Annotated in this window: 19 protein-coding genes; 2 read left to right on the top strand and 17 right to left on the bottom strand. The window is 39.6% G+C overall.

Going from position 1 to position 26,233, the window contains the following annotated elements:
• Window positions 1-177: 177 nt before the first annotated feature.
• The 16 genes from ftsY to AB3I00_RS04085 all read right to left on the bottom strand — a co-directional run bounded on the left by ftsY (window position 178) and on the right by AB3I00_RS04085 (window position 21,528).
• A complete protein-coding gene (ftsY, locus tag AB3I00_RS04010; protein ID WP_002287900.1) occupies window positions 178-1,176 on the bottom strand; it encodes a signal recognition particle-docking protein FtsY in 999 nt (332 codons plus the stop codon).
• Between the two features lie 11 nt (window positions 1,177-1,187).
• Complete coding sequence (locus tag AB3I00_RS04015) at window positions 1,188-1,997, bottom strand: Cof-type HAD-IIB family hydrolase (protein WP_002287898.1); 810 nt, start codon at window positions 1,995-1,997, stop codon at window positions 1,188-1,190.
• Between the two features lie 8 nt (window positions 1,998-2,005).
• The gene (smc, locus tag AB3I00_RS04020; RefSeq protein WP_368024801.1) at window positions 2,006-5,587 is read right to left on the bottom strand and encodes a chromosome segregation protein SMC; all 3,582 of its coding nucleotides are present in this window, start codon (window positions 5,585-5,587) and stop codon (window positions 2,006-2,008) included.
• A gap of 19 nt (window positions 5,588-5,606) precedes the next feature.
• Window positions 5,607-6,293 carry a ribonuclease III gene (gene rnc / locus AB3I00_RS04025; RefSeq protein WP_002287896.1) on the bottom strand — a complete coding sequence of 229 codons (687 nt, stop codon included), beginning with the start codon at window positions 6,291-6,293 and terminating at the stop codon, window positions 5,607-5,609.
• 532 nt (window positions 6,294-6,825) lie between these two features.
• On the bottom strand, window positions 6,826-7,446 hold the full coding sequence (locus AB3I00_RS04030) for an ABC transporter ATP-binding protein (protein WP_070770644.1): 621 nt from the start codon (window positions 7,444-7,446) through the stop codon (window positions 6,826-6,828).
• Window positions 7,439-9,421 carry a DUF1430 domain-containing protein gene (locus tag AB3I00_RS04035; RefSeq protein WP_368024802.1) on the bottom strand — a complete coding sequence of 661 codons (1,983 nt, stop codon included), beginning with the start codon at window positions 9,419-9,421 and terminating at the stop codon, window positions 7,439-7,441. Before AB3I00_RS04035 ends, AB3I00_RS04030 begins: the two co-directional genes overlap by 8 nt.
• 515 nt (window positions 9,422-9,936) lie before the next feature.
• The gene (locus tag AB3I00_RS04040; RefSeq protein ID WP_002315512.1) at window positions 9,937-11,718 is read right to left on the bottom strand and encodes an oligopeptide ABC transporter substrate-binding protein; all 1,782 of its coding nucleotides are present in this window, start codon (window positions 11,716-11,718) and stop codon (window positions 9,937-9,939) included.
• A 26-nt stretch (window positions 11,719-11,744) separates the two neighbouring features.
• Window positions 11,745-12,659, bottom strand: a complete 915-nt coding sequence (locus AB3I00_RS04045; protein WP_002290475.1) for an ABC transporter permease — start codon at window positions 12,657-12,659, stop codon at window positions 11,745-11,747.
• A 26-nt stretch (window positions 12,660-12,685) separates the two neighbouring features.
• Entirely contained in the window at window positions 12,686-13,648 is a 963-nt protein-coding gene (opp4B, locus tag AB3I00_RS04050) for an oligopeptide ABC transporter permease (RefSeq protein ID WP_002290474.1), read from the bottom strand.
• Window positions 13,648-14,592, bottom strand: coding sequence for an ABC transporter ATP-binding protein (locus tag AB3I00_RS04055; RefSeq protein ID WP_002309831.1), 945 nt, complete (start codon window positions 14,590-14,592; stop codon window positions 13,648-13,650). The genes opp4B and AB3I00_RS04055 overlap by 1 nt, the downstream gene beginning before the upstream one ends.
• Complete coding sequence (locus AB3I00_RS04060; RefSeq protein ID WP_002309832.1) at window positions 14,593-15,597, bottom strand: ABC transporter ATP-binding protein; 1,005 nt, start codon at window positions 15,595-15,597, stop codon at window positions 14,593-14,595.
• Window positions 15,598-15,864: 267 nt separating this feature from the next.
• Window positions 15,865-16,107, bottom strand: coding sequence for an acyl carrier protein (acpP, locus tag AB3I00_RS04065; RefSeq protein WP_002294295.1), 243 nt, complete (start codon window positions 16,105-16,107; stop codon window positions 15,865-15,867).
• Window positions 16,108-16,227: 120 nt separating this feature from the next.
• Entirely contained in the window at window positions 16,228-17,229 is a 1,002-nt protein-coding gene (gene plsX / locus AB3I00_RS04070) for a phosphate acyltransferase PlsX (RefSeq protein WP_002315510.1), read from the bottom strand.
• A 48-nt stretch (window positions 17,230-17,277) separates the two neighbouring features.
• Complete coding sequence (recG, locus tag AB3I00_RS04075) at window positions 17,278-19,314, bottom strand: ATP-dependent DNA helicase RecG (RefSeq protein WP_368024803.1); 2,037 nt, start codon at window positions 19,312-19,314, stop codon at window positions 17,278-17,280.
• Between the two features lie 117 nt (window positions 19,315-19,431).
• Entirely contained in the window at window positions 19,432-21,114 is a 1,683-nt protein-coding gene (locus AB3I00_RS04080) for a DAK2 domain-containing protein (RefSeq protein WP_002290465.1), read from the bottom strand.
• A 51-nt stretch (window positions 21,115-21,165) separates the two neighbouring features.
• Window positions 21,166-21,528 carry an Asp23/Gls24 family envelope stress response protein gene (locus AB3I00_RS04085; RefSeq protein ID WP_002290464.1) on the bottom strand — a complete coding sequence of 121 codons (363 nt, stop codon included), beginning with the start codon at window positions 21,526-21,528 and terminating at the stop codon, window positions 21,166-21,168.
• A gap of 269 nt (window positions 21,529-21,797) precedes the next feature.
• Between AB3I00_RS04085 and rpmB the strand changes: the two genes are divergently transcribed.
• Together rpmB and AB3I00_RS04095 are read left to right on the top strand one after the other, a co-directional pair.
• A complete protein-coding gene (gene rpmB / locus AB3I00_RS04090) occupies window positions 21,798-21,986 on the top strand; it encodes a 50S ribosomal protein L28 (RefSeq protein ID WP_002290463.1) in 189 nt (62 codons plus the stop codon).
• A 238-nt stretch (window positions 21,987-22,224) separates the two neighbouring features.
• Entirely contained in the window at window positions 22,225-24,894 is a 2,670-nt protein-coding gene (locus tag AB3I00_RS04095; protein WP_139911366.1) for a YfhO family protein, read from the top strand.
• 454 nt (window positions 24,895-25,348) lie between these two features.
• On the opposite strand, the gene truA is transcribed toward AB3I00_RS04095, so the two are convergent.
• Window positions 25,349-26,095 (bottom strand): tRNA pseudouridine(38-40) synthase TruA, encoded by a 747-nt coding sequence (truA, locus tag AB3I00_RS04100; RefSeq protein WP_002329759.1) that lies wholly within the window; start codon window positions 26,093-26,095, stop codon window positions 25,349-25,351.
• Window positions 26,096-26,233: the final 138 nt, after the last annotated feature.

Consider the following 26,233-nt stretch of genomic DNA (forward strand, 5'->3'; position numbering starts at 1 on the left):
TCCAATTCATATGAATCTAATTATAATCAAAAAGTCTAAGAAAAAGAACGAAATTGTTTGAGAACCGCTTACAAATAAGTATAAAAATGAAGGCATCAAAAACACAGCTATGTTAAAAACAATCATTCAAACAAGGAGCTGCAACTTTTGTCACAGCTCCTGCTTTTTAGACATGGGTTATTCTTCTTTTAGCAATCCTTTGAATAATCCAACGACAAAATCGTTTGGATCAAACGGCTCCAAGTCATCGATTCCTTCACCCAACCCAACCAATTTCACTGGTAAATGCAATTCATTACGGATAGCAAGTACGATACCGCCTTTTGCTGTACCATCTAATTTTGTCAAAACAAGACCGGTCACATCTGTTGTTTCTTTGAATTGTTTTGCTTGAACCATCGCGTTTTGACCAGTTGTTGCATCTAATACAAGTAGTGTTTCTTGGGGTGCTTCTGGTAATTCCCGCTGGATTACTCGTTTTATTTTTTCTAATTCGTTCATCAAGTTCACTTTATTTTGCAGTCGGCCTGCAGTATCAACTAGTAAAACATCTGCCTGCTCTGTCTTTGCTCTTTCCAAAGCATCGAATACGACAGCTGCTGGATCGCCGCCTGCATTGCCACGAACAACTTCAACACCAGCGCGTTCGCCCCAGACAACTAATTGGTCGATTGCTCCAGCACGGAAGGTATCTGCTGCTGCCATCAATACTTTTTTACCTTCGTTTTTGAACTGATGGGCAAGTTTACCAATACTTGTTGTTTTCCCTACACCATTGACGCCGACAAACAAAATAACTGTTAGTCCGTCTTCTTGGATATTTAGTTCATTTACTTCATTGATTCCTTCCGCTTCATAGAGATCCACAAGTTTCTCGATGATCGCATTTTGGACTTCTGCCGATTTTTTCGCATTTCTGAGTTTCACTTCTTGACGTAACGCTTCGGTGATTCGTATCGCTGTTTCAAAACCTACATCTGCCCCGATAAGTGTTTCTTCTAATTCTTCAAAAAAGTCTTCATCGACTGTTCGAAAATTGGCAAACAGCTCATTCATCCGTTCACCAAATGTTTTACGCGTCTTTTCTAAACCCTTGTCGTACTTCTCCTGTACTTCAACTTCTTCCGTTTTCTCTTCGCCAGTAAAAGCACGCTTGATTTTATCAAAAAATCCCATTTGACTCCCCCCTACTCTAATACAAATTTTTGGATCACTTTGGCTACGCCATTTTCTTCATTGCTGGCTGTCACAAAATCTGCTGCTTCTTTGACGAAAGGCACAGCATTCTCCATCGCTACGCCTAGACCAGCGTATTGGATCATCGGTAAATCATTTTCTTCATCACCGATTGCCATGATTTCTTCTTGTTTCAAACCAAGATCTTTTGCCAATAAAGAAATACCATAAGCTTTTGTGACACCTTTTGGCATAAATTCCAAAAGCATACTTCTCGTTTTGATGATCTCATACATTTCATGGAATTCTGCTGGTATTTCTTTGATTTTAGGATCTAATTCTTCTTGGTCATAAGCGATTACTGCCTTATTAAGCACAAATTCATCTGTAATATCGCTTATATCCGCTGGTTGGAATTGCAGCAGCTTATTCAATACATTGTACAAGGATTGCTTCCTTGGTGCACTAGGCAGCTGTAAAACCACATTGTCAGACAAAACATCTAGTGGCAGATCCAATTGCTGAGCCAATTTGTATAAGCGTTGGATATCTGATACTTCCATCACTTTCTTTTCCATGATTTCACCAGTATCGTTTTTTTGTACCAAACCGCCGTTGAAAGTGATGCTATAGTCACCCTCATCTACCAGCCCTAATTCTTGCAGATAATGCGCCATCGCAGCTAAGGGGCGTCCTGTACATAGAACGATCTTGACCCCTTGCTGTTTTGCTTGTGCTAATGCTTGTTTATTCTCATCTGAAATCAGCTTTTGTTCATTTAATAATGTACCATCCAAATCGATTGCTACTAATTTGATCATTTTCGTTCCTACACTTTCGTTTCGTTGATTTTCGCCTCTTCATTGATATCTTCCATCCGTACAGAAACGATTTTTGATACACCGGATTCCTGCATCGTCACTCCGTACAGTACATCTGCTGCGACCATCGTTCCTTTGCGGTGTGTGACTACGATAAATTGTGTGTCATCTTGGAAGTCCCTTAAGTAACGACCAAAACGTTTCACATTTGCTTCATCTAACGCTGCTTCTACCTCATCTAAGATACAAAACGGAACAGGACAGACACGGATAATAGAAAAGAGCAGCGCAATGGCTGTAAGTGCTCGTTCTCCTCCGGAAAGCAAACTTAAACTTTGCAGTTTCTTGCCAGGAGGTTGTACTTCAATCTCAATACCTGTTTTCAGCAGATCCGTTGGTTCTGTCAATACTAATTCAGCTTTACCGCCGCCAAACATATTTGGAAAGACAATTTTGAATTCTTGACGGATAGCTTCAAATACTTCTTTGAATCTTGTCCGCACTTCATCATCCATCTCATCCATCGTTTCAAACAACTGGTTTTTCGCTGCTAACAGATCATCTCGCTGTGTTGCTAAGAAGGTATGTCTTTCACTGACTTGTTCGTATTGTTCGATTGAATTTAAGTTTACTGGTCCTAGCTTTTCAATTTGTTCTTTTAAGGAGGCAACCTTTATTCTGCTGTCTTCGATATCGGTTGTTTCTTGATAGTCGTGGGAAGCTTTCTCAAATGTCAGCTGATATTCTGACTGCAGATAGGTCAAATGATTATCTAAAATCATTTCAGCTCGGTCTTTTTGGACTTCTAATTTGGATTGTTCCGACAGTCGTGCTTTTTGCTCACGATTACGCTCTGCCAAGACTGCTTCAAGCTCATCGATTTCCCTCTGCCTTCTATCTCGCTGCTCCTTGGCTTTTGCCAACTCAGCTTTCAATGTTTCTCGCTGAGCAGATAATTCGTTAATTTGTTTTTCCAAACTTTCTTCTGTGACTTCATGATCAGAAAAGTCTGCTGTCAATGTCGCCAACTGTTTTTCTATCGCTTCTTGACGTTCGATTGCCTCTGCTTTTTGGACTCGGGCACCGCGGAGCTGGATCTGCAGATGATTAAACTGCTCTTTCAAGACAGCAAGATCTGCTTGTTCTTGTGCTTTTTGACTTTGCACTTGTGCTCTTCTGGCTTCCATCTGGTCACTTTCTTGACTTAAAGATTTGATCTCTTCGTCGATTTGTTGACGTTGCGTTTCAAGATCTGTTTGTTTGTCTTTCAACTCGTTCGTTTGTTTTTCGTAATCTTCGATAAACTGCTGTAGCTCACGTGTCTCAAAAGTTGAGATTTGCTTTTCTTTTTCAAAACGTTCAAGTTCGTTTATGATGTTTTGCAACTGATTTGTCGCTTCTTGTTCTTCGAAACGTAATTGTTCGCCTCGTGTACGCAAAACTTCTTGTTCTTCGGCTAAACGAGCTGTTTCTTGCTGCAGCTCCTGAACTTTCTTTTCTTGCACTTGAAGTTGTTTATCTGCTTCTTCGAATTCACTAGTCAACTGTTTCAATTCTTGGTTTTGTACAAACAAACTGCCTTGGTTTCCTCGTTTGTTCGCTCCACCTGTCATGGATCCTCCGGCATTCATCACGTCACCTTCTAAGGAAACCACTCGGTATTGATAGCGGATCGTTTGTGCGATCGCATTGGCACTAGTTAAGTCTTTTGCTAAAAGAATCGTTCCTAACAGGTTTTGAACCACTGTTTGGATTTGATCAGGATAAGCAACTTGTTCACTGGCAATCCCTATAAACCCTTCTATAGCTGCTGCTTGTGTCAATATATGAGCTGGTAACTGTCTTGGTTTGATTGTCGTCAGCGGAAGGAATGTTGCTCTTCCTCCTCTTTGCTGTTTCAAATACGTGATGGCTTGCCGAGCATCTTTTTCATTTTCAACGATGACATGTTGAGCTGCTCCACCTAAAGCTGTTTCAATGGCTAACGTGAAATCTGCAGGGACGTCGATCAGTTCAGCCACTGCTCCGACAATACCGGAAAGCTGCTGTTTATGCTGCAAGACCAATCGAACGCCTTGGTAAAAACCAAAATAGTTTTCTTGGATTTCTTGAAGGCTTTTCTGACGAGCACGCAGCTGCTGGACTTGATTCATCAATTGATACATTTTAGGCTGTTCTTTTGCTAATGCTTCTTGGAACTTTTTCCCGTTTCGTTGGATCATTTCTAACTTCTCTTTTGTTTCAGTTAAAGATGATTTTAGCTGCGCCTGCTTTTGTGTCAATTCTTCTTTTTGTAAGATCAATCGATCTACTGATGCTTCTACTTCCGATTGCTTGGCTAACGTCTGCTTGCTTTTTGCTGTTTCTTGTACATATTGACGTTCCAGATACTTCAGTTCGTTTCCTACAGCTGCTTGTTCTTGCATCAAATCAACATATTGATCTCTTAATTCTGCCAATAATTCTTTCGTTGATTTTTGGTATTTTTCTAATTCTTGCTGTGTTTTTATGAGATTTGCTTCAGCTTTTTGGATCTCTGTTTCTTTTTCTGCTGCTTCTTTCATCAAGCTTTCTTGAAGCTTTTCAAAATGTTTAACCTTTTTTTGTGCTTCTGCTAATGAAGTTTGATATTCTTGCGAGCTTTTTTGTGTATGCTTTGTCCGCTCCTGCAAAACATCTTTTTGTCCTTCTGTCTGCTTCAGTTTTTCCGAAAGATCTAATAATACTTGCTGATTTTTTTCGATCAGGCGGTCGGCTTGCGCATTTTCTTTACGCTGCTTCGCCAAAATGGATTCTTGTTCTTGGATCGACTCAGATAGTTTGCCTAATTCTAGATTGAATTTCGCAAGCTGTGCTTGTTTGTTGTCCCAATCTTTTTTTGCTGTCTTGATTTCAGCAACCATCAAAGAAACATCGGTTTGAGTCAGTGTTTCTTTTAGCCGTAAAAACTCCTTTGCTGCCTCACTCTGGGCGGCCAAAGGAGTTAACTGTTCTTCCAATTCATGGATGATGTCTTGGACGCGGCTGAGGTTGTCTTCTGTTTCAAAAAGCTTTTGTTCTGCTTTCTTTTTCCGCTGCTTGTATTTCAACACACCAGCTGCTTCTTCAAAGATCCCACGACGGTCTTCCGGTTTACTACTGAAAATCGCTTCTACTTTTCCTTGAGAAATGATTGAGAATGATTCTTTTCCTAATCCAGAATCTAAGAACAATTCTTGGATATCTTTTAATCTGCAGCTTTGTTTATTGATGAAAAACTCGCTTTCCCCAGTCCGTCGATAACGGCGGGTTACACTAATCTCATTGTACTCCAATGGCAGATAATGATCACTATTGTCTAAAATCACTGTGACTTCTGCAATATTCAGCTGCTTACGGGTATCGGAACCGGCAAAGATGATATCCGGCATTTTTCCGCCTCGCAAACTTTTAGCAGATTGTTCTCCTAATACCCAGCGGATAGCTTCTGTAATATTGCTTTTTCCGCTGCCATTTGGTCCAACCACTGCTGTGACGCTGTTTTCAAAATCAATGACTGTCTTGTCTGCAAATGATTTAAAACCGGCTATTTCAATTCGTTTCAAATACAAAGCTTTCCCTCACTTACTTTTACAGTGCTGCCAATGCATTTTCCGCCGCAGCTTGTTCTGCTAATTTTTTCGATTTTCCTTGTCCAGTGCCAATCAATTGATCATCTACGTAAACTTCGATCCAAAATACTCGTTCATGAGCTGGACCTTCTTCATTGATCAATCGGTATTCGATCGATACATCACCTGATTTTTGCAAGACTTCTTGCAATTTTGTTTTATGATCCATCTCATGTGAAAAAGCACCTGCTTTGACTTTAGGAAAAATCACTTTTTCGATGAACGCATGGGTCGTGTCGAATCCTTGGTCAAGATATAACGCGCCTAAAAAAGCTTCGAATAGGTCGCAAAGCAATGCTGGTCGCGTACGTCCTCCTGAATTCTCTTCTCCCTTGCCCAACAGAACATATTGATCAAAGTGACATTCTTTGGCAAATTTCGATAAGCTGTCTTCGCGAACGATCGCTGCTCGTGTTTTTGTCAATTTTCCTTCTGGCAAATGAGGATATAAACGGAATAAATACTGAGAAACCATCAATTCTAAAACGGCATCTCCTAAAAATTCAAGTCGTTCATTATCCGATAATTGCAGATTGCGATGCTCATTCACATAGGATGAATGGGTAAAAGCTTGTTCAAGCAAATTTAGATCGTGAAAAACGATGTTATAATTTTCTTTTAGTTCTTTTGTCAGCTGGTTGTCCATTTTCCACATTCCTTTTATGGATATTTTTTCGATACTTCCTTATTATACTGGTTTTTTGTTAAATTTGAAATGGTTCGGGTAAAAGGTAAGTAAAGCTTTAATAATCCTAGTGATTGACGAGAGGTTGTGAAAAAGCCGTTTAGTTCGGAGTATTAGAGAAATAAACAGAAAGACAGCTTCTCATATTTTGCCGTTTCTTGAACGAATACCGTGGAATAGCTGATTGAACACTGTTCATACAAAAAAGGAATGTGACACGACTATTGTCACATTCCTTTTTTTGTACAATCCCTTATTCTCGTATGTTTTCAATGACTTCTTGGGCGGGTACTAGCTGAACCTCTGAAACATGAATGCTCAATAGAAGAATCACCGTTAGTAACACTTGAAAAAGGAGCAAAATGAACACACCATTTTATCCATCGTGGGTGAATCTTTGGTTGATGACTTTTCAATAAAACGATTGAAAAAAACAGTCCAATCACTGGTAAACTATCAGACAAAACCAACAGAATAAACACATAAATAAGGTTTATTGGATTGATTTCTTCCATTCATTCATGTCCAACACATGATCGAATTCTGCTGCCAATGTTGGATCATGGGTGACCACAAGGACCGTAGCTCCTTTTGCATTCAGTTCTTGTAGTGCCTGAAGAACGATTTCTTTGTTCTTTTGATCAAGAGAGGCTGTTGGCTCATCTGCAAAGATGATCTTTGGTTCTTTCAAAAATAAACGAGCAAGAGCTACTCGCTGCTGTTCGCCTCCGCTTAAGAGAAATATTTTTTTGTCTATCAAATGGTCTACCTGAAATTTTTCGAGGGATTCTTTGATTTTCTGCTCCTCTTTTGAGACCAAGGTCAAGTTTTGCTTCACTGTTTCGTTGTCGATCAGTGCATAGTTTTGAAATAAAAAACCAGCTTGTTCCCGAAAAAATGTTTTTCTGTTTTTTCGGCTGATTTTTTGGCCATTGATCAAGATTTCCCCTTCATTTATCGTTTCCAACTGGCCTAAACAATTCAATAAAGTCGTTTTACCTATCCCACTTTCTCCTGTGATGGCAAGCATAGAACCCGCGGGCACAGAAAAAGAAAGGTGTTCAAAAATCGTTTTCTCTTTGTATTTTTTTGTGATTTTTCTAACATCAATCATTTTTGATCACCTCCAGCCGTTGCTTTTTCTCAGATAGATAAGTCGTTGGGAGTAGCAAAAACAGCTCAAAGCTGAATACAGCCAGTGCAATCGGCCATAAGTCCTTCTGCCATATGAGTAAGATCCCTAAAACACCTGAAGATATCCCCGCCGTCATGAAATAGTAAGTTTTGTGACGCTGGAACAGCGGTTTACCAGTAATGTACGCTAAAAATGATTTTTTCTTATTTACTTCTGCATAAATCATGCTCGCATATAGTTCAATAGCAACAAAACTGATAAGAATCAGTAAGAAGACGACTAGCGCTGTGTAAAATTCTGAACGCGCTTTTGCAATTACTTCGCTGATTCTGTCTTTCACAGATGTTAGGCCGTAAAAATCATCTTCAATGCCATTCTCTTCAATAAACACTTGAACTTCTCGACCATTTCGAAACAAATAGGAGCCGTTCGATACCTCACTTATCCATATCTCTATATTAGGTTGGATCAAAGGCAAAGAAATGGACGCAATGATCGGATTGAAAGAAAAGATATTCTCAAGTAAATCAAAATTATAATTAAAGATGATTTGATTCGATTGGGTATAGATCACCTTTAATTCCCCCTGATACTCGTCTTGTTCATACTCGAAGGAATTCTGGTAAAAAGTGATTTCATCTTCTGCCATTTTAACGATCAGATCCGTGTATTGCTTTTTATTTTCTGGGATCAACACATAGAAGAAGGCATCTTCTAATGGATAGATTGGTTTTCCGTGTATATCTTTGACTTTCAATTCGTGTACGGCATTATGGTTGACTAACCAATAAGCATCATTTTGAATGTAGGTAAGAACGTCACTCGTATGGCCAAATTCATTATCCCTCAAAAGGATCCCACCTGATTGTTCTGCTCGTTCTAATAAAGGAAGCATGTCCTGATTGATCCTTTTCGCTTCTTTTTTTCTTTCTTCTCTCGTAAAATTTCTAGAATTATCTGGTAATTTGGTCGTGATATTACTAAATCTCAAGTGATAATAATCAGGAATGTCATTCCAATAAGCTAATTGCTGTTCTAGTTGTTTGTTCTCATCCATACTAGACAAGATCATATTCCCGCTTACTACGATAAATACAAGCAAGGCGGCCTTGATAAGGTGATTCGTGTAGGACAGCCATCTATACGGTTTATGTCCCTTTATTTTATCAGCAATCGATCCCCATGAATAAATCACCCAGCTGCTTGATATGTGCATGATGATGATTCCAACGATCCCCCATAACAGAATCTGGGGATAAAGAAAGTGCAGATAGGGATAAAACCATGCAAAGCCAGCTAAAATAACCGTGAAGATGGCCGCATCTATCAAACTATCTTTACACACTAGTTTTGCTTTGCTTCGTCCAAGTGTTTCGAGAATCCCGACTTTCTTTCTCATAGAGGACTTATAGAATAATAGAGCTAAGAATAAGCACAAGAAAAGCATACAGAACAATTGACCGATACTTAATAGCAAACCTGAAGCTAGATAAAGCGGCCATTGTGCCCTTTCAATCGTTATTTCCATCCCCATATCATAAAATTCTTCGATCATATTGGCAGGCGGTTCCTCTGTGATCATATAACCGCCAAGTACTTCTTCAGTAGATAGTTTCGAAGAATCATAAAAATTGATAGGATAATCGGATGCTATAGGGGAAAAGCTATAGGTCGAATACCCTTCTTTACCAAACGTATAGATATCTTTATACGTTTCCCCATCTTTGCCGATTCGAAAGAGGATCTTATGGAGATCCAATTGCTTTTCTCTAGCATATTTCGCAATCGTCTGGTACATTTCCTGCTGATTTTCTTCACCACTCGCTGCTTCGATGATGATCGATGAATGGATTTCTGGAATCGCTGATTTGATCATTTCGGTTCCAGCAAAAGAAATAGCATATAAAAAACTGGTGACTGTGAATAGAAAAAAGAAGCGATAGATTTTTTTCATCGTTTAGAAGAAAGAAGCGGCTGGATCAGCCGCACTAACGGCATTGATTGGTGCGATCCAGCTGCTCAAGGCAATAAGTGTACATGAACTTGCTATCATCTTTTTCACATTTCTCTTCATTTTGTATCCGCTCCCTTTTTTTGAGTGCCTAAAGTGTCTCACGAGTGACTATTGAAACATACTTGAACAAGCAACAAGGCGACAGTCGTTCGGTCCCCCTTTTTTTATTTTAAAAAGAGATAAGTGTGAATCTTCTCTTTTATTAACTACGCGAAAGATTCCCATCAATTTAAAATAACAATATTTTTTATTCAACTTAAATTAAATAACAAATATTTTATACAATTTTCTTCTTTAAAATCTATTTGAATTATATATAATAACATATTTATGTTCAACGTGTTTTTAAAATAAAATTTTAAAAAACTATATTTATTTTTATTTGCTATATAAAAATAACGATGAACAAAAAAACCGAAAAAGGACATCGTCCTTTTTCGGTCATTTTTTTTTGATTATGAACGTGAATCTGCTGTAACAGAAACATTTGCCCATGGGTTTGGTACATCATAGGACCAATCCCAGTCTTTGACACGGTCGTTGACTGGCAATACTTCGTTACGGAACAACGTTGGAATCGCAAATGCTTCTTCAAACGCATATTGTTGCCATTTTTGATAGGCTTCTTTCAAATAGTCTTCATCAAATGCTTTGCTTGAACTGATATCGTTGATCAATTTTGTATTTTCTTCTGATTCATAACGAGTGTAGTTGAATGCTGCATTTGGTCCCCATAGTCCACTTGGATTTGGATCAGTTCCTGTATTCCAAGCAGCTTGGTAAACATCGATTTCAGGATCATCGTTTTCTAATTTATCGTAGAAAGAGTTGAATTCAATCAGACGACCTGTTGTGTATTGGACATCCAAACCGATTTCTTTCCATTGTTGGATATAGTAATCTGCCAATGGTTGCGCTGTTTCTCCACCGGACATCGAAGCAAAGTTGATGGTTAATTTGTTTCCATCTTTGTCTTCTCTTAAACCATCGTCGTCCACATCTTTGTAGCCGGCATCATCCAATAGTTTTTTCGCTTTGTCTAAATCTTGTGTGAATCCTTTCATTTCATCATCGTGATATGACTGGAATACTGGTGGGATCAATGAAGTCGCATTGCTTCTCAAACCTGCATAGAAACGTTCACCTACTGCATTGTTATCTAATGCATAGCCCATGGCTTGACGTAATGATTTATCAGCCATTTTTGAATCTGGATTGTATTCCACACTCTTTGTATCTGAATTCCATTTACCTAACTTGAATCCTAGATAAGTATAAGAAGTTTGTTCACGTCCTAAGTTTGTATAGCCAGCAATTTCTTTATACGTATCATAAGTATCTGTTGGCATTTGGAAAATCATGTCATATAGCTTAGAGTTCAATGCTTCAGTTGCACTAGCCATCGGTACAGATTTCATCGTGATCTTTTTCAATTTAGGTGTACCGTTCCAGTAGTGCTCGTTTGGTAAGTACTCTACTGATTCTCCTGCAACAATATTACTCATGTAATAAGGGCCGAAAGTCACTGGATTTTTACGTACTTGATCGCTTGATTCCATGTCTTTGATTGCTACACCTTCTAACGTATGTTTCGGTGCTGCATATGTCCAGATACCGCCACCCGATTGAAGCATGCTTGGATTTACTTCTTTATATTCGATTTCAACTGTTTTGTCGTCTATCTTTTTGATTCCAGAGATCGTATCGGCACTTCCATCATGATATTCTTCCATACCTACGATGTTACGGAAAGTATCGTCATAACGAATACCAGTGTAATCTTTATTCCCAATGATTTCGTAAGGGAAAATCACATCGTCCGCCGTTACATCTTCACCATCTGACCATTTAACATTGTCTTTTACTTTGATTGTCGCTTTTTTCGTATCTTCGTCTAGATCAAGTGTTGCAGCTCCGTCATCTGTGATTCTAAAATCATCATCGTTTGCAAACAATGGTTCGTGAGAGGGTGCCATAAACGCTGCATCATATGAATCTTGATAAAACTCCCACTGGAACAATCCTTTGAACTGACTGTCCGTTGCGACCGCAGCTTCTAATTCACCGTCTTCGATTGCATCATCATTGTTTTTTGTTGCGATTGGAAAAGTTAATTCCTCTTTGTTATTGCTGTTGCCTCCAGAGTTATTTCCAGAAGTATCTGTACCTCCGCCCCCGCATGCTGCAAGAACGACCGCAGACATCAGCGTTGCAAATCCAAAAATCGTTTTCTTCATTCCTATTTCCCCCTTCGCTTCTATAACTAGCCTAACCGTTGGCGTGCATCTGCAGAACGCTTGAATGCCTGTCCAACATAATTGATACTCAACATCAAAACTAAAATGAGGATTGATGCGGGTAACCAGATCCATTGCCGATTCACTAAGACTTCTCCATTACTTGCATAACCGATCAGTGTACCTAAACTAGGTACATTTGCCGGCAAACCGAAACCTAAGAAAGTCAAAGTTGTCTCGATACCGATGTTTGCCGCAAAGTTCATTGTCAAGTTCGTAATGATCAATGAACTTAGATTCGGCATGATTTCGCGGAACATGATTTTAAAATCACTTGTTCCCATTGTTTTTGAGGCACTGACATAATCTCTTCTTGCTTCAGATAATGTCTTGCTTCGGAATAATCGGGCTTTAGCTACCCAATAAAATGCACTCATGATGAAAATAAAGGACCAGACATTGTATCTGGAAATAATCGATACGAAGACGATGATGATCAACATGATCGGTAGAATCATGATAAAATCAACGATTCGCATCAAGATATTGTCAATGATCCCTCCGTAGTAGCCAGAGATGATCCCTAATCCAACCCCGATGATCGAAGTAAGGATCGTGATCGCAAATCCGATCGTAACAGAGTTTCTAGCACCTATGATCAATTGACCTAATACATCACGTCCGCCTTCATCTGCTCCCAGAATGAACTTTTGTCCTTGTGTCGAAACTGCTCCTGGGGCAGCATATTTGTCAAAAATACTAACATACATCACTTTATCCTGATCGGTCAGCATCGCACCGATAAAAATCACTAATAATAAAACCACTAGCAAACCTAATGAAAAAATAGCGATCTTATCTTTTTTAAATTCTCGAGCAATCATTCGTATCCCCATAGGAGGGATACTTTCTTGAACTGCTGTATTGTTTTTTTCACTCATCGATCCATTCTCCTTTCTGATTGGTTTTATTGAATCCGAATACGCGGGTCAACGATACTCATAATGATATCTGACAGTAATGTCCCCACTAGCGTCGCGATTCCTAAAATCAATACTAAGGATGTGATCACGGTGTAGTCTCGTTGACCAATAGAGTCAATAAATAGTTTCCCGACTCCTGGATAGCCAAAAATCTTTTCGATAACTACAGAACCAGCAATCAACGAAGTGATTTCATACCCCATTTGCGAAGCCATCGGCAACGCTGCATTCCGGAAGATATGTCTACTGAATACTTTATTCGTCGGTACCCCTTTGGAACGGGCTGTTCTGACAAAATCAAGCGACTTCGAATCGATTACTTCGCTTCGCAGATATTGGATCGTAACAGCAGTCGCCAGAAATGCTTGGGTAATCGATGGTAGCAGAATATATTTCAAGCGATCTATCCACTGAGTGATAAATCCCCCTTGCAAACCTAGTGTTTGAGAACCGCTGGTTGGGAACCAGCCTAAACGATAACCAAAAACAAACAGCATGATCAAGCCGAAGATAAATAACGGAACAGCAAAACTAAAGAAGTTATAAATCACGACGATCTTATCCAAGATCGAATTTTGATACCGGCCTGCTAGCATCCCTAGAGGCACAGCAATCAAATAAGTAAGGACAACTGTCAAGATTGATAGATATAACGTGTTGATGATCCGTTCACCGATTAGGTCAGCAACAGAGCGTTTGTATAAGAAACTTTGACCAAAATCGCCTTGCAAAGCATTTCCGATCCAACGGAAGTACTGGACATACCATGGGTCATTCAATCCAGCTGATTGTCGCATTTGTTCGATCACTGCCGGATCTTGGTTTGGGTTGATCAAACCAGTAAATGGATCCCCTGGCATCGCTTGGGCTAATAAGAAGATCAGAACACTTAAAATAATAACTTGCGGGATCATCAATAAAACACGTCGCAGAATCGTTTTCCACATTAGCTCGCACCTCCATCTTTCAACGCCACTTTATGTGTAGTTGTGATCGTACGCAAATCGTAGACTCGGCCAGTCGCATCATAGTATTCTCTTTGGTTTTGGATATACTCTTGTTCTACTTTTCGGCGATTTTCTTTGTGGCTTTCCCGATTTTCTACATCGATTTGCGGAATTGCTGAAAGCAGACGTTTCGTATAGATGTGGCGCGGGTCATTATAAATGTCCTCTCTTGTACCGATTTCTACAAATCGACCTTTGTACATAATTGCGATGTTGTCGCACATATGTTTTACTACACCTAAATCATGAGAAATAAATAAATAGCTGAGACCGTATTCTTGCTGGATCCGTTTCATGAAATTCAATACTTGCGCTTGAACAGATAGATCCAGAGCAGATACCGGTTCATCGGCCACGATTAATTTTGGATTAGTAGCAACAGCGCGGGCTACTCCTAGACGTTGGCGTTGTCCCCCTGAAAATTCATGAGGATATTTGTAAAGTGCATCTTCCGGCATCCCAACGATATCTAGCAATCCTTTTACCTTCTTCTTTTCTTCTTGATCGCTTAACCGTTCAAAATTTCGGATAGGTTCTGCAATGATATCCAATACTCGTTTTTTAGGATTCAAACTAGACATTGAATCTTGGAAGATCATTTGTACGTCTTTGTTATAACCCATTTTTTTTCGGTTGCTTCGCTTCGTTACATCTTTTCCTTCATACATGATTTGTCCAGCTGTCGTCTTTTCTAAACCAACGACTGCTTTTCCTGTAGTGGATTTTCCGGAACCGGACTCTCCCACCAAACCATATGTCTTTCCTTTTTCGATAATAAAATCCACACCATCTACAGCATATACATGATCCGTTACTCGATTGAAGAATCCACTGCGAATAGGGTAATGAACTTTCAGGTCTTTGATTGTGATTAATTCTGTCATCTACACCTCTCCTTTTTCGTCTCTAAAGTGGAAATGCTTGTAGCAAGAGCAACGTACCAAATGGTTCGGAGCGACTTCATGAAGGATAGGATCTTCTTCGTGATCACTTGCTGGTATCCACGGAATACGTGGAGCAAATCGGCACCCTTTACGAGGCATGTTTTTCAGAGAAGGAACGACACCTTCGATCACATGGAGTTCTGCATCATGATTTCCTTCTTGAGGTATAGAGTTCAATAAAGAGCGCGTATAAGGATGTTTCGGATGATCAAACAGTTCTTTTACACCCGCTACTTCAACAAACTGTCCGCCGTACATCACTGCCACTCGATCAGCCATTTCTGCTACGACTCCTAAGTCATGAGTGATCAGGATGATCCCTGTTTTTGTTTCTTCCTGAAGATCTTTCAGTAAATCAAGAATCTGTGCTTGGATGGTTACATCTAGGGCTGTCGTCGGTTCATCTGCAATGACGATTGGAGGTTTGCAGGCGATTGCGATCGCGATGATGACACGTTGTCTCATACCGCCTGATAATTCATGGGGATATTGACGTCCAACTCTTGCTGGATTAGGAATGCCTACTTGTTCTAGTAATTCCAGTGCGCGAGCTTGACGCTGTTCTGCATTCATCTTTGTGTGATAGGAAAGTCCTTCTTTGATCTGGTCTTCGATTCTCATGAGAGGATTTAATGCAGACAACGGATCTTGGAAAATCATTCCGATATCATTTCCGCGGATTTTATTATAAAGCGTTTCGTTCAGTTCGATTAAATTCAGATCGTTATATAAAATTTCACCTGTAATTTTTGTGTTATTAGGATCAAGTAATCCCATAATCGTAGTAGCTAATGTACTTTTCCCGCACCCAGATTCCCCAACGATTGCTAAGATCTCGTTTTTGTCTAAAGTAAATGAAACATCATCTACTGCATCGTAATAGTCATCTTTGAGTCGGAAGCCTGTATGTAGGTTCTGAACTTCTAATAATTGATTATCTGACAATCGAATACCCCTCTCTGCTTCCTAAACGGAAGTTTTTCTTAGTAAAAAAAGAACATTACACAGAATAAAGCGTTTTATAACAAAGGTTATCCTTATCTTTGTGTAATGAATTATTAATAATTATATAGAAAACCGCTTTACTTTGCAACATAATTTCTAATTATCGCCAGAATTATCAGAAAAATGTCTTTTCCGTGTCAAAAAGATTAAAAAAAGAAGGATAAAAAGTTGTATGCAACTTTTTATCCTTCTTTGCTTTTATTGAAATTATTTGAGATGGCTGCTGATATAATCTACTGCGCCGCCAACTGTTTCAATTTGTTCAGCGTCTTCATCTGAAATTTCTGTACCGAATTCATCTTCAAGTTCTAAAACGAACTCCATAATACTAATTGAATCAGCTTTTAAATCATCTTTGATGTTCAATTCATCCGTCACTTTATCGGTATCTATCTCAAAATGATTTGAAATAATTTTCGCTACTTTGTTAAATACTTCTTCGCGAGTCAACTTTTTCACCTCCAAGAATCATACACTTGTCAATTACCTACACCATGGCTAATTTTACTGACATTTTTCAGGAATGTCCACCTTTTTTTAACGAACCGGATTGCCTCAGCTATCTGAATATTATTCTTCGCTTTTTTCAAATTGTTCGACTAACTGTCCTACTACATTTGTTTCAAGCATCGTGTGGATTTGGCGGATCGTATAGCGGACAGCATCAGGACCTGTTGCTCCGTGGGTTTTAATGACTGGTGCTTTCAAGCCAAACAAAACAGCTCCGCCATGTTTGGAATAATCCATTTCAGATTTCAAAGAACGCAAGCCGTCTTTTAAAAGCATGGCGCCCATTTTCCCTTTGATCCCTTCGTTTAGAATAGCGGATTTTAATAGATCCATCATATTCATTGCCGTTCCTTCAATGGATTTCAAAACAGCATTGCCTGTAAATCCATCTGTGACTACTACGTCAGCCACACCATTGAGCAACTCGCGCGCTTCTACATTTCCAATGAAATTCAAACTTGTTTCATTCTGAAGAAGTTCATAGGCTTTTTTCGTCACTTCACTACCTTTTGTGGCTTCTGTTCCGTTGTTTAAAAGAGCAACGCGGGGACGTCCGATCCCTCGGACTTTACGTGCATAGAAAGAACCTAAAATACCGTATTGCAACAAATGTTCTGGTTTGTTTTCTGCGTTAGCGCCAAGATCCAGCATATCGAAACCGGCACCTTCTTTTCCTACTACTGGCAAAGTAGACATCAAGCCAGGGCGTTCGATATTTTTGATACGTCCTACGATGAACAAACCCGCTGCTAGCAGCGCACCTGTATTCCCTGCTGAAAATATAGCATCCGCTTCGCCGTTTTTCACTGCTTGTGCAGCAAGGACCATTGAAGCAGTCTTTTTCCGTCGGATCGCTTTTACTGGCTCATCATCACTATTGATTTTTTCGTCTGTATGGATAATCGTGATGTTTTTTTCATTTATTAAGTATTTCTTGATTTCTGCTTCTTTTCCGTAAAGTAAGAATTCTACTTCTGGAAAATCTTGCTGCGCTAAAGCCACGCCTTCTACAATTGCTTGAGGTGCGTGATCTCCGCCCATTGCATCTACGGCAATTTTCATTGTTCCCACTCCTTTTTCCATCATCATTATAAAGTATAGCATAGTCTGCTAATCGAAATAACGATTATCCTGATTTTCTATCTGGAGGCTTTGTGCTAGAGGCTGATACTCAGGCAGCATCTGCCAATTCTTTATCTGCCAAAGAGCTGCAGCCTCTTCTCTGGCTACCTCCAAAACATTTCCATCTGTCACCAAGTCAGCAATCGCAAATTGAGGTAAACCAGATTGTCGGAAGCCGAATACTTCACCGGGACCGCGTAATTCCAGATCTTTTTCACTTAGTACAAAACCATTGGTGGTCTCTGTCATGATTTTCATCCGCTCCACGCCTAGTTCATTTTTGGGATTAGCAACTAAGATACAGTAGGAAGCATCACTTCCGCGTCCAACACGTCCACGAAGCTGATGCAGCTGTGCCAAACCAAATCGATCCGCATCCATAATCAGCATGACGGTTGCGTTTGGCACGTTTACCCCTACTTCTATTACCGTAGTAGAAACTAATATCTGCATCTGGTTATCTTTGAAAGCTTCCATGATCACTTCTTTTTCCTGATTCTTCATTTTACCATGTAACAAGCCAACTTCATATTTTGGTGCAAATAGTTCACGAAGTTTTTCATAGATTTCCACTGCGTTTTTTACGTCTAATGCTTCTGATTCTTCGATCAGTGGACAGATGACATACATTTGATGTCCTCTTGCCAGTTCTTTCCTTGTCCAATCCAGTACACTGTCTAATTGAGGTGTTCTTACCCAGCGTGTTTCAATCGGGATACGTCCAGCTGGAAGTTCATCAATGATCGATACATCCATTTCACCGTACGCTGTGATAGCTAGCGTTCTAGGGATCGGAGTGGCTGTCATAAACAAGACATCAGGTCGCCAGCCTTTTTCACGAAGGACTTTCCGCTGATTCACACCAAAACGGTGCTGTTCATCCGTAATAACTAGACCTAAATTCTGAAATTCAACTCCATCTTGGATCAATGCATGTGTACCGATCACGACGTTGATTTCTCCTCGTTCTAGTTTTTCAAGGAGTTCCCGTCGTTCTTTTGTTTTCGTTGACCCTGTAAGCAATGCGACCGTTACTTCATTGGGATCAAACAGCTGTTGCAAACTTTCCATGTGCTGTTGTGCCAAAATTTCGGTAGGCACCATCAACGCACCTTGGAAACCCGCTGTAACGGTGGCATATAATGCGATTGCGGCAACCACTGTTTTTCCGCTACCTACATCTCCCTGCAAAAGTCGCTGCATATGTTGAGAACTGCGAAGATCTCGACAGATTTCATTCGTTACCCGTTTTTGGGCATTTGTCAGTTCAAAAGGCAACTTTTGAGTAAATTCTTTTAATTTTTGGACATCATAAAGGATCTCCAAGCCATTCGTTTCTGCTTTTTCTGCTTTTTTTAATCCTTGAAGACGCATTTGAAATAAAAAGAATTCTTCAAAAACGACACGTCGTTTGGCTTGGTGATTTTCTTCGTGGTTTTTCGGAAAGTGCATACTTCTTACAGCAGAAGCTCGGTCAAGTAGTCGATATTTCTCCACAAGGTTGTTCGGCAGGTTTTCTTCGATCAATGTGCCGTATTCTTGAAACCCTTTTTTGATTAGATCAACTAATGTCGTTTGACGAATCGATTTGTTGACGTGATATATCGGCGAAAAGTCATCCATTGTTTGAGAACCTAAAATCTTCATCCCGTTCAAGGCTTTACGCTTTGCATCCCATTTACCGTATACAGCGATTTCCTCCGATAAAATGACTTTTTCTTTTAGATAAGGTTGATTAAAAAAAGAAACGTTGAACACATCATGTTCTTGCATCATTCGAAATTGCAATCGGCTTTTTTTATAACCAAATCGATTCATCACAGGAGGAGAGACTACGATTCCTTTCAAAGTAACCTTTTCTTGATCTTGGATCTCGTTTAGATTTCTTTCCTGAATATCTTCGTAGCGAAAAGGATAATAAGTCAGTAAGTCTTCAATCGTTTGGATGCCCAAGCTGGCAAGACTAGCCGCTCTTTTTTCTCCGACTCCTGCCAGCATAGTGATTGGATCATCTAAAGAACGCATATATTTTTTCCTCCCTCCTTTAACAAAAAAAGGACTTGGTCAGTGATCATACCTGATCACTAACCGAAGGCCTTTTATGAATGAATACTGTGTTAGAACGATATTCTGTCACAGGAATTATTCAGCAGAAAATAGATAAGGATAGACAGGCTGATCTCCTTGGTGGATCTCGATTTCCAAATCAGGATGTTTTTCTGTTAGTTTCTCAGCAAATTCATTTGCTTGTTCAACTGTTCCTTCATCACCTGCTAAGATCGTTACGATCTCTGTGTCCTCATTGATCATTTGTTCTAGTGTACTTAACGCTGTTGCTGTGATATCTGGGTTAGAGATCATGATTTTTCCATCGATCATGCCTAAAAAGTCGCCTTCTTTGATCTCTACACCGTCGATTGAGGTATCTCTGATTGCGTGAGTGACTTGACCACTTACGACGCTAGACAACATTTCTGTCATCGTTTCTTTGTTTTCTTCTAAAGAAGCTTGATCATTGAATGAAAGCATAGCCGTCAATCCTTGAGAAATCGTTCTTGAAGGAACAACTGCTACTGGGATATCTGCTACTTCTGCCGCTTGATCAGCTGCCATGAAGATGTTTTTGTTGTTCGGTAAGACAATCACTTTATCTGCGTTCACTTCTTGGATCGCTTTAACGATGTCTTCCGTACTTGGGTTCATTGTTTGCCCACCACTGATAACATAATTAGCGCCTAAACTTTCAAACAGCTCTTGGACGCCTTTACCAGCAGCGATTGCTACGATACCATACGGGATACGTGGTGTTTCTTTTTTCGCAAACTCGTTCACTTCTTCATCGTGTTCCAAAATCGTCTCATGCTGCAAGCGCATGTTGTCGACTTTGATTTTGACTAATGAACCGAATTTTTGTCCATAGTTCAAGACTTCTCCTGGGTTTTCTGTATGCACGTGGACTTTGATGATCTCGTCATCATTGACCACAAGTAAAGAATCTCCAATACCATCTAAATAGTTACGGAATTCTTCGTAGTCGAACGTGCTATCAACAGTAGGCCCTTCACCGATTTTCACCATGATCTCTGTACAATAACCAAAATGGATATCTTCTGTCGCCATTTGTCCTTGGACACTGCGATGGTGCTCTGCATTGACCATATCATCCATTTCTGCTGGAGAAGGTTCATATGTTTCATCCGCTTGGAATTCTCCATTCAATGCGCTTAAAAAGCCCTCATAAACAAACAGTAATCCTTGTCCTCCACTGTCTACAACACCGACTTCTTTTAGGACTGGAAGCAAGTCTGGGGTTTTAGCTAAAGCACGTTTTGCTCCTTTTACAACAGCTGTCATCACTTCAACGACATCGTCTGTACTCTTCGCTTTCTTTTCTCCAGCTTTTGCTGCTTCTCTAGCTACTGTCAAAATCGTTCCTTCTACTGGTTTCATTACTGCTTTATACGCAGTTTCAACACCATGAGTGAATGCTGCAGCAAGATCAGAAGCATTTAATGAGACAACATCTGGAATTTGCTTAGAAAATCCTCGGAACAATTGAGACAAAATAACGCCGGAATTTCCGCGCGCACCCATCAGCAATCCTTTTGAAAGCATTGCTGCTAATTCTCCTACTTTTTCTGAGGTTGAATCTACTACTGCCTTCGCTCCACTAGTCATAGATAGATTCATATTTGTTCCCGTATCGCCATCTGGCACAGGGAATACATTTAATGAATTGACGTATTCTGCATTTACTTGCAGACGATTCGCACCAGCCTGCACCATTTCCTGGAACTGGCTTGCACTTATTTCTGTTACACTCACCTAGATAATCCTCCTTCAGATCGACTGCTGAGTTATCAGCCAGTCTCCTGCCTAGTCTGGCAGTACACGAACACCTTGTACAAAGACATTAACTGAATTGGCAGCTACGCCTAATAATGCCTCTAGATTGTATTTCACTTTTTCTTGGACGTTGCGAGAAACTTCAGAGATTTTCGTACCATAGCTGATAATCGTATAAACATCTACAGCAATACCATTATCTTCTTGGCGGACAACTACTCCTCTTGAGTAATTTTCTTTACGCAAAATCTCAGTAATATTATCTTTAATTTGATTTTTGCTGGCCATTCCTACAACACCGAACACATCTGTCGCGGCGCCACCAACAACTGTTGCAATTACATCATTGGTAATTTCAATGGTTCCAGCTGACGTTTGAATTTTTACAGCCATGAATGAGCCTCCTTAACGGGTAAAATACTCCCATTTTTCTTCTATCATATTTTATCATAGCGCAACTTGAAATAAAAGGCAGTTACCCAAAGTACTCAAAAACCTTGCAAAATTTCAGGTATAACCCTGTTTAATTTACAATTATTCTTCACAAATGTCAATTGTATCCATGAAAATGTACTTGCAAATTTCCAATCTATATGATATGTTAGTCTGGTATGAGCTGAATTATTCTATTGCTCCAAATCAAGGCAAAGGAGGAAATTACCATGGCAAAAGTTTGTTACTTTACAGGTCGCAAGACAAAAAGTGGAAACAACCGTTCACACGCTATGAACTCAACAAAACGTACTGTTAAACCTAACTTACAAAAAGTTCGCGTTATGGTCGACGGAAAACCTAAAAAAGTTTGGGTGTCAACTCGTGCTTTGAAATCAGGAAAAGTTGAACGCGTTTAATTGAATGATACTTGGACCGTTCAGATAGTGAACGGTTTTTTATTTAATAAAAATTTTGGTGGGTGGAATTTTTGATTCCTCCCCTTTTTTTGTGTTTATTTTTGTTATACGAACAAATTGTGAAGTTATTTATTCCCAAATTTTATTTTTTTATGAAAACTAGACTCTTTTTAAGCAGAGAAAAACAAGGATATGATAAACTAAATACAACTTCATAGAAATTTGGTGGAAAATAAATATGAAAAAAAACTTAAAGTCATTCTTTAGAGAAAACGGACGCTACGCAGCAGCTAGTTTCCTGATTCCGTTTTTGATTTTAGCACTTGTTTATCTAAGTATCGGGATCTATCCCGGGAGCAGCAGAAGTATTTTGGCAAGTGATGCCTTTTCACAATTTTCTAATTTTCATGCAAGCTTCCGAAATGTCCTTCTTGGAAAGCAAAGTATTTTCTATACATGGAATGCTTCTCTGGGCTTGAATTATCTGTCTTTGATTTCTTATTATCTCGGCGGGATCTTCACGCCACTGGTTTTCTTCTTTCCAAACCAGATGATGCCAGATGCACTTTATGTTCTGACTTTGCTTAAAGTCGGCTGTGCCGGATTAGCTTTTTGGTTTCTTGCACGCACGTTCAAGATTCCTCGCTGGGGGCATGTTGCACTTAGCGTCAGTTACGCATTGATCTCATTCATTACTGCACATTCGGAGATTATCATGTGGCTGGATGCTTTTGTTTATCTTCCATTAGTGATTTTGGGGATTCATCGTGTCATGGATCTGAAACGGCCGAAACTTTTATTCATCAGCTATTTGCTCTTGTTTCTATCCAGTTTTTATATGGGATTCATGATTGGTGTCTTTTCTTTCTTATATTTTATTGCCCGTCTATTGACAAACTGGTCAGAATACAAAAAATCGATTGTTCCTTATGGGATCACTTCTTTACTGGCAGGCGGCGCTTCAATGATCATTGTATTGCCAGCAGTACTGGATCTTCGGTCAAATGGCGAAGCATTGAGTCAAATCACTACGTTGAAAACAGAAGCGACTTCTTATCTGGATCTGATCATGAAAAACATGATTGGTGTTTATGACACCACAAAATACGGTTCGATTCCGTTCATTTACGCAGGTCTGCTTCCGCTGGTCCTTTGCTTGTTTTATTTTGCCAGTCGGAAAGTACCGTTGAAAAATAAGTTTTTGTACGGTGGTCTTTTCGCCATACTTATCGCAAGTTTTTATCTTGTTCCATTGAATTTGTTTTGGCATGGTATGCATGCACCGAATATGTTTTTATTCCGTTATGCCTATCTGTTCTCTTTCTTAGTTCTCCTGCTTGCAGGAAAAGGATGGGAAAGGATAGAACAAGACGATCGTGGGCTGTTGTTAGGAATCATTTTGGTCGTAGCTGCTCTCTTTGCGGTGGCATGGGGCATCAAACCTGAAGGAAGCTACACCTATGTGACGATGACTTCCTTTGTATTGACAGTTGTTTTCTTAGGGATCTATGCTTTTGCTGTGGGATTTTATCAGCATAAAAAACTTTCCTTCAACCATCTAAGTATATTGTTGTTATTGATCATGTCCGCTGAGGCATTAGTCAATACGAACAGCATGATCCATGGTATCCTTGATGATTGGAATTATGCTTCCCGCAGTTTGTATACGGATCCTTATCCTGACTTGAAAGCTCTTGTAAATGAAACAAAAGAAGATTCTGACTCGTTTTACCGCTTGGAAAATCTGGATCCGGTATCGCCAAATGATTCGATCAACTACGGTTACAGCGGCATCAGCTTGTTTTCTTCTATAAGAAATCGTAATTCTTCCTCTTATCTGGATACATTAGGGTTCCGTTCAAGAGGAACAAATTTGAATATCCGCTACAATAATAATACTTTGCTGATGGATGGCTTTACAGGAATCAAATACAACATTTCTAAGAACGAAAGCACGTTCAGCAAATATGGCTTCCGCCAAGCTGGTCAAAGCGGCGACTATACACTGTATCAGAATGTCAATGCATTGCCACTGGCATTTACCGCACCGTTATCCGTTAATGATATTGAGCAGCCCGTAACAGATAATTTAACTAGTCAGACAAACTTGATCAATACATTATCTGGTCTAAATGAACAGTATTTTACATTCTATACGCCTACTTTGAAGAATCAGTTAAATACGACGATCACAAAAACAACGACTGGTGTGACTTATTCAGAGACGGCAGATAATCAACCAAAAGAGCTCACATGGGAAGTCCATGTACCTGCAAATACACAAGCTTACTTAAGCTTATTCCCAACCAATTTTGCACAATTAGAAAGTTCTAGTGCAACGATCACTGTCAATGGTACATCAAGGAAAACGCAAATCAATATTTCTGGACAATACTATGATCTTGGCTATTACCCCCAAGAGACAACGGTGACATTTACTGCAAGTTTTTATGGGACGAAAGAAGTAAGTTTCATGGAGCCGAAAGTCGTTGGTCTAGATGTTGTAGCCTATCAAGCCGCAATGAATCAGATCAAAGAAAAAGGTGTCGAAATGGAAGCCTCTGGCAGAAAAGCTTCTGGAACTGTAGATACCGCAGAAGATTCTATGTTGGTGACAACTATTCCTTACGACAAAGGATGGAAAGCCGAGATCGATGGGAAGCCAGTCAAAGTCAGCAACTTCAAAAACGCATTCTTGATGCTAAAAGTTCCAGCAGGTAAACACACGGTTACTTTCAGCTACTTGCCTGAAGGATTTATGATAGGTGCAATCCTTTTTGTACTATGTATTGCATTGTTTATTCTTTATGTCTGGTACCTTGACCGCAATCGCCCCTTTTATGGCACGATTGAACCAACAATAGAAGAAAAACCGCGAAATACACACAGAAGAAGACGAAGAAAATAAAGAAACGATGGAACCTGTTCAGACTGTCCGCATCAAGGGCAATCAAAACAACGTTCCATCGTTTTTTGGTTACAAAAAAGTAGTGTGGCAAAAAGAAGGTTCACTTATCCATGCTTCGTTTACAAGTCACAATATTCATCAAACATGAGAAGCTGTTTTTTGAAATTGCTCCTTGTGACTCAGAGTTAAACGGCAGGCTCACGACCTCTTTCTTAAACGGTGTTCAATCAGCTGTCCTTCGGTATTAGCTCAACAAACGGCAAAATATGAGGAACTATTTTTCCGTTTGTTTCTCTAATACTCAGGTCAAAACGCTGATTTCACAACCTCTTCCTTAAACGGTGTTCAAAAACTTGCATCTGCGGCAATAAGCCCAACCAAACGAAAAATATGAGGAGCTATTTTGGTTTGGCTGTTCTTATTGCTTGATGCAGGACAGCTTTTTTACAACCTCTTATTCATATTTCACTTCATACAAATAAAGTCCTTCAGGATGTGCTGTAGGTCCTGCTGCATTACGATCTTTTTTCGCAATAATCGCTGGGATACTATCTTCAGGCAATCGGCCATTACCAATTTTCAATAGCGTTCCTACTAAGATACGTATCATCTTATACAAGAAGCCATTTCCCCTAAAAGTAAACAACAGTTCGTCTTTTGTTTCATTGACCTCCATCTTAGCCTCATAGATCGTACGTACTTTATCCTCTATCGAGCTTCCTGATGCACAAAAAGAGGTGAAATCGTGGGTCCCCAATAAATCAGGTAGCGCCCGCTGGATTTTTCCCAAATCAAGTGGGTAAGGATAATAACTGGCATAATGACGTCGAAAGGGACTGCGTGGCTTGCCTATATCCACTCGAAATTGATAAGTTTTTTCTTTGACCAAATATCTTGCATGAAATTCTTCTGAAACGATTTCTACTTGTCTTACAGCGATATCCTCTGGTGACTGGGTATCTAACGCAAAACGCATTCGTTCTAATGGGCGTTCTTCTGGATAATCAAAATGGATCACTTGCCCGATTGCATGTACTCCGGCATCTGTCCTTCCCGAACCAAAGACCGTGATTTCTTTCCCGTTTGCCATTTTTTGTAATGTTTTTTCTACTTCTTCTTGAACAGTACGTCCATTTGGCTGTTTCTGGAACCCATTGAAATTTGTTCCGTCGTATGCAATGATTGCTTTGTAACGTACCATGGTTTTCTCTCCTTTGTTTCTAAAAAGTTGTCTAGAAATAGTGGTTTTTCCAGATAATGTTGTTTGTTCTTTTTTTCAAATAAAAGAAAGAGGCCTGTGACATTAGTCTGCCACAGACCCTAATGCTTCTTGTCATAC

The organism is Enterococcus sp. C76 (genome assembly GCF_040886985.1).
GTDB lineage: Bacteria > Bacillota > Bacilli > Lactobacillales > Enterococcaceae > Enterococcus_B > Enterococcus_B lactis.

What these genes read in the sequence shown, in the direction of transcription:
- ftsY (WP_002287900.1), bottom strand. Translation starts at nt 1,176, where the DNA reads ATGGGATTTTTTGATAAAATCAAGCGTGCTTTTACTGGCGAAGAGAAA.
- AB3I00_RS04015 (WP_002287898.1), bottom strand. Translation starts at nt 1,997, where the DNA reads ATGATCAAATTAGTAGCAATCGATTTGGATGGTACATTATTAAATGAA.
- rnc (WP_002287896.1), bottom strand. Translation starts at nt 6,293, where the DNA reads ATGGACAACCAGCTGACAAAAGAACTAAAAGAAAATTATAACATCGTT.
- AB3I00_RS04030 (WP_070770644.1), bottom strand. Translation starts at nt 7,446, where the DNA reads ATGATTGATGTTAGAAAAATCACAAAAAAATACAAAGAGAAAACGATT.
- AB3I00_RS04035 (WP_368024802.1), bottom strand. Translation starts at nt 9,421, where the DNA reads ATGAAAAAAATCTATCGCTTCTTTTTTCTATTCACAGTCACCAGTTTT.
- AB3I00_RS04040 (WP_002315512.1), bottom strand. Translation starts at nt 11,718, where the DNA reads ATGAAGAAAACGATTTTTGGATTTGCAACGCTGATGTCTGCGGTCGTT.
- AB3I00_RS04045 (WP_002290475.1), bottom strand. Translation starts at nt 12,659, where the DNA reads ATGAGTGAAAAAAACAATACAGCAGTTCAAGAAAGTATCCCTCCTATG.
- opp4B (WP_002290474.1), bottom strand. Translation starts at nt 13,648, where the DNA reads ATGTGGAAAACGATTCTGCGACGTGTTTTATTGATGATCCCGCAAGTT.
- AB3I00_RS04055 (WP_002309831.1), bottom strand. Translation starts at nt 14,592, where the DNA reads ATGACAGAATTAATCACAATCAAAGACCTGAAAGTTCATTACCCTATT.
- plsX (WP_002315510.1), bottom strand. Translation starts at nt 17,229, where the DNA reads ATGAAAATTGCCGTAGATGCAATGGGCGGAGATCACGCACCTCAAGCA.
- recG (WP_368024803.1), bottom strand. Translation starts at nt 19,314, where the DNA reads ATGCGTTCTTTAGATGATCCAATCACTATGCTGGCAGGAGTCGGAGAA.
- AB3I00_RS04085 (WP_002290464.1), bottom strand. Translation starts at nt 21,528, where the DNA reads ATGGCTGTAAAAATTCAAACGTCAGCTGGAACCATTGAAATTACCAAT.
- rpmB (WP_002290463.1), top strand. Translation starts at nt 21,798, where the DNA reads ATGGCAAAAGTTTGTTACTTTACAGGTCGCAAGACAAAAAGTGGAAAC.
- AB3I00_RS04095 (WP_139911366.1), top strand. Translation starts at nt 22,225, where the DNA reads ATGAAAAAAAACTTAAAGTCATTCTTTAGAGAAAACGGACGCTACGCA.
- truA (WP_002329759.1), bottom strand. Translation starts at nt 26,095, where the DNA reads ATGGTACGTTACAAAGCAATCATTGCATACGACGGAACAAATTTCAAT.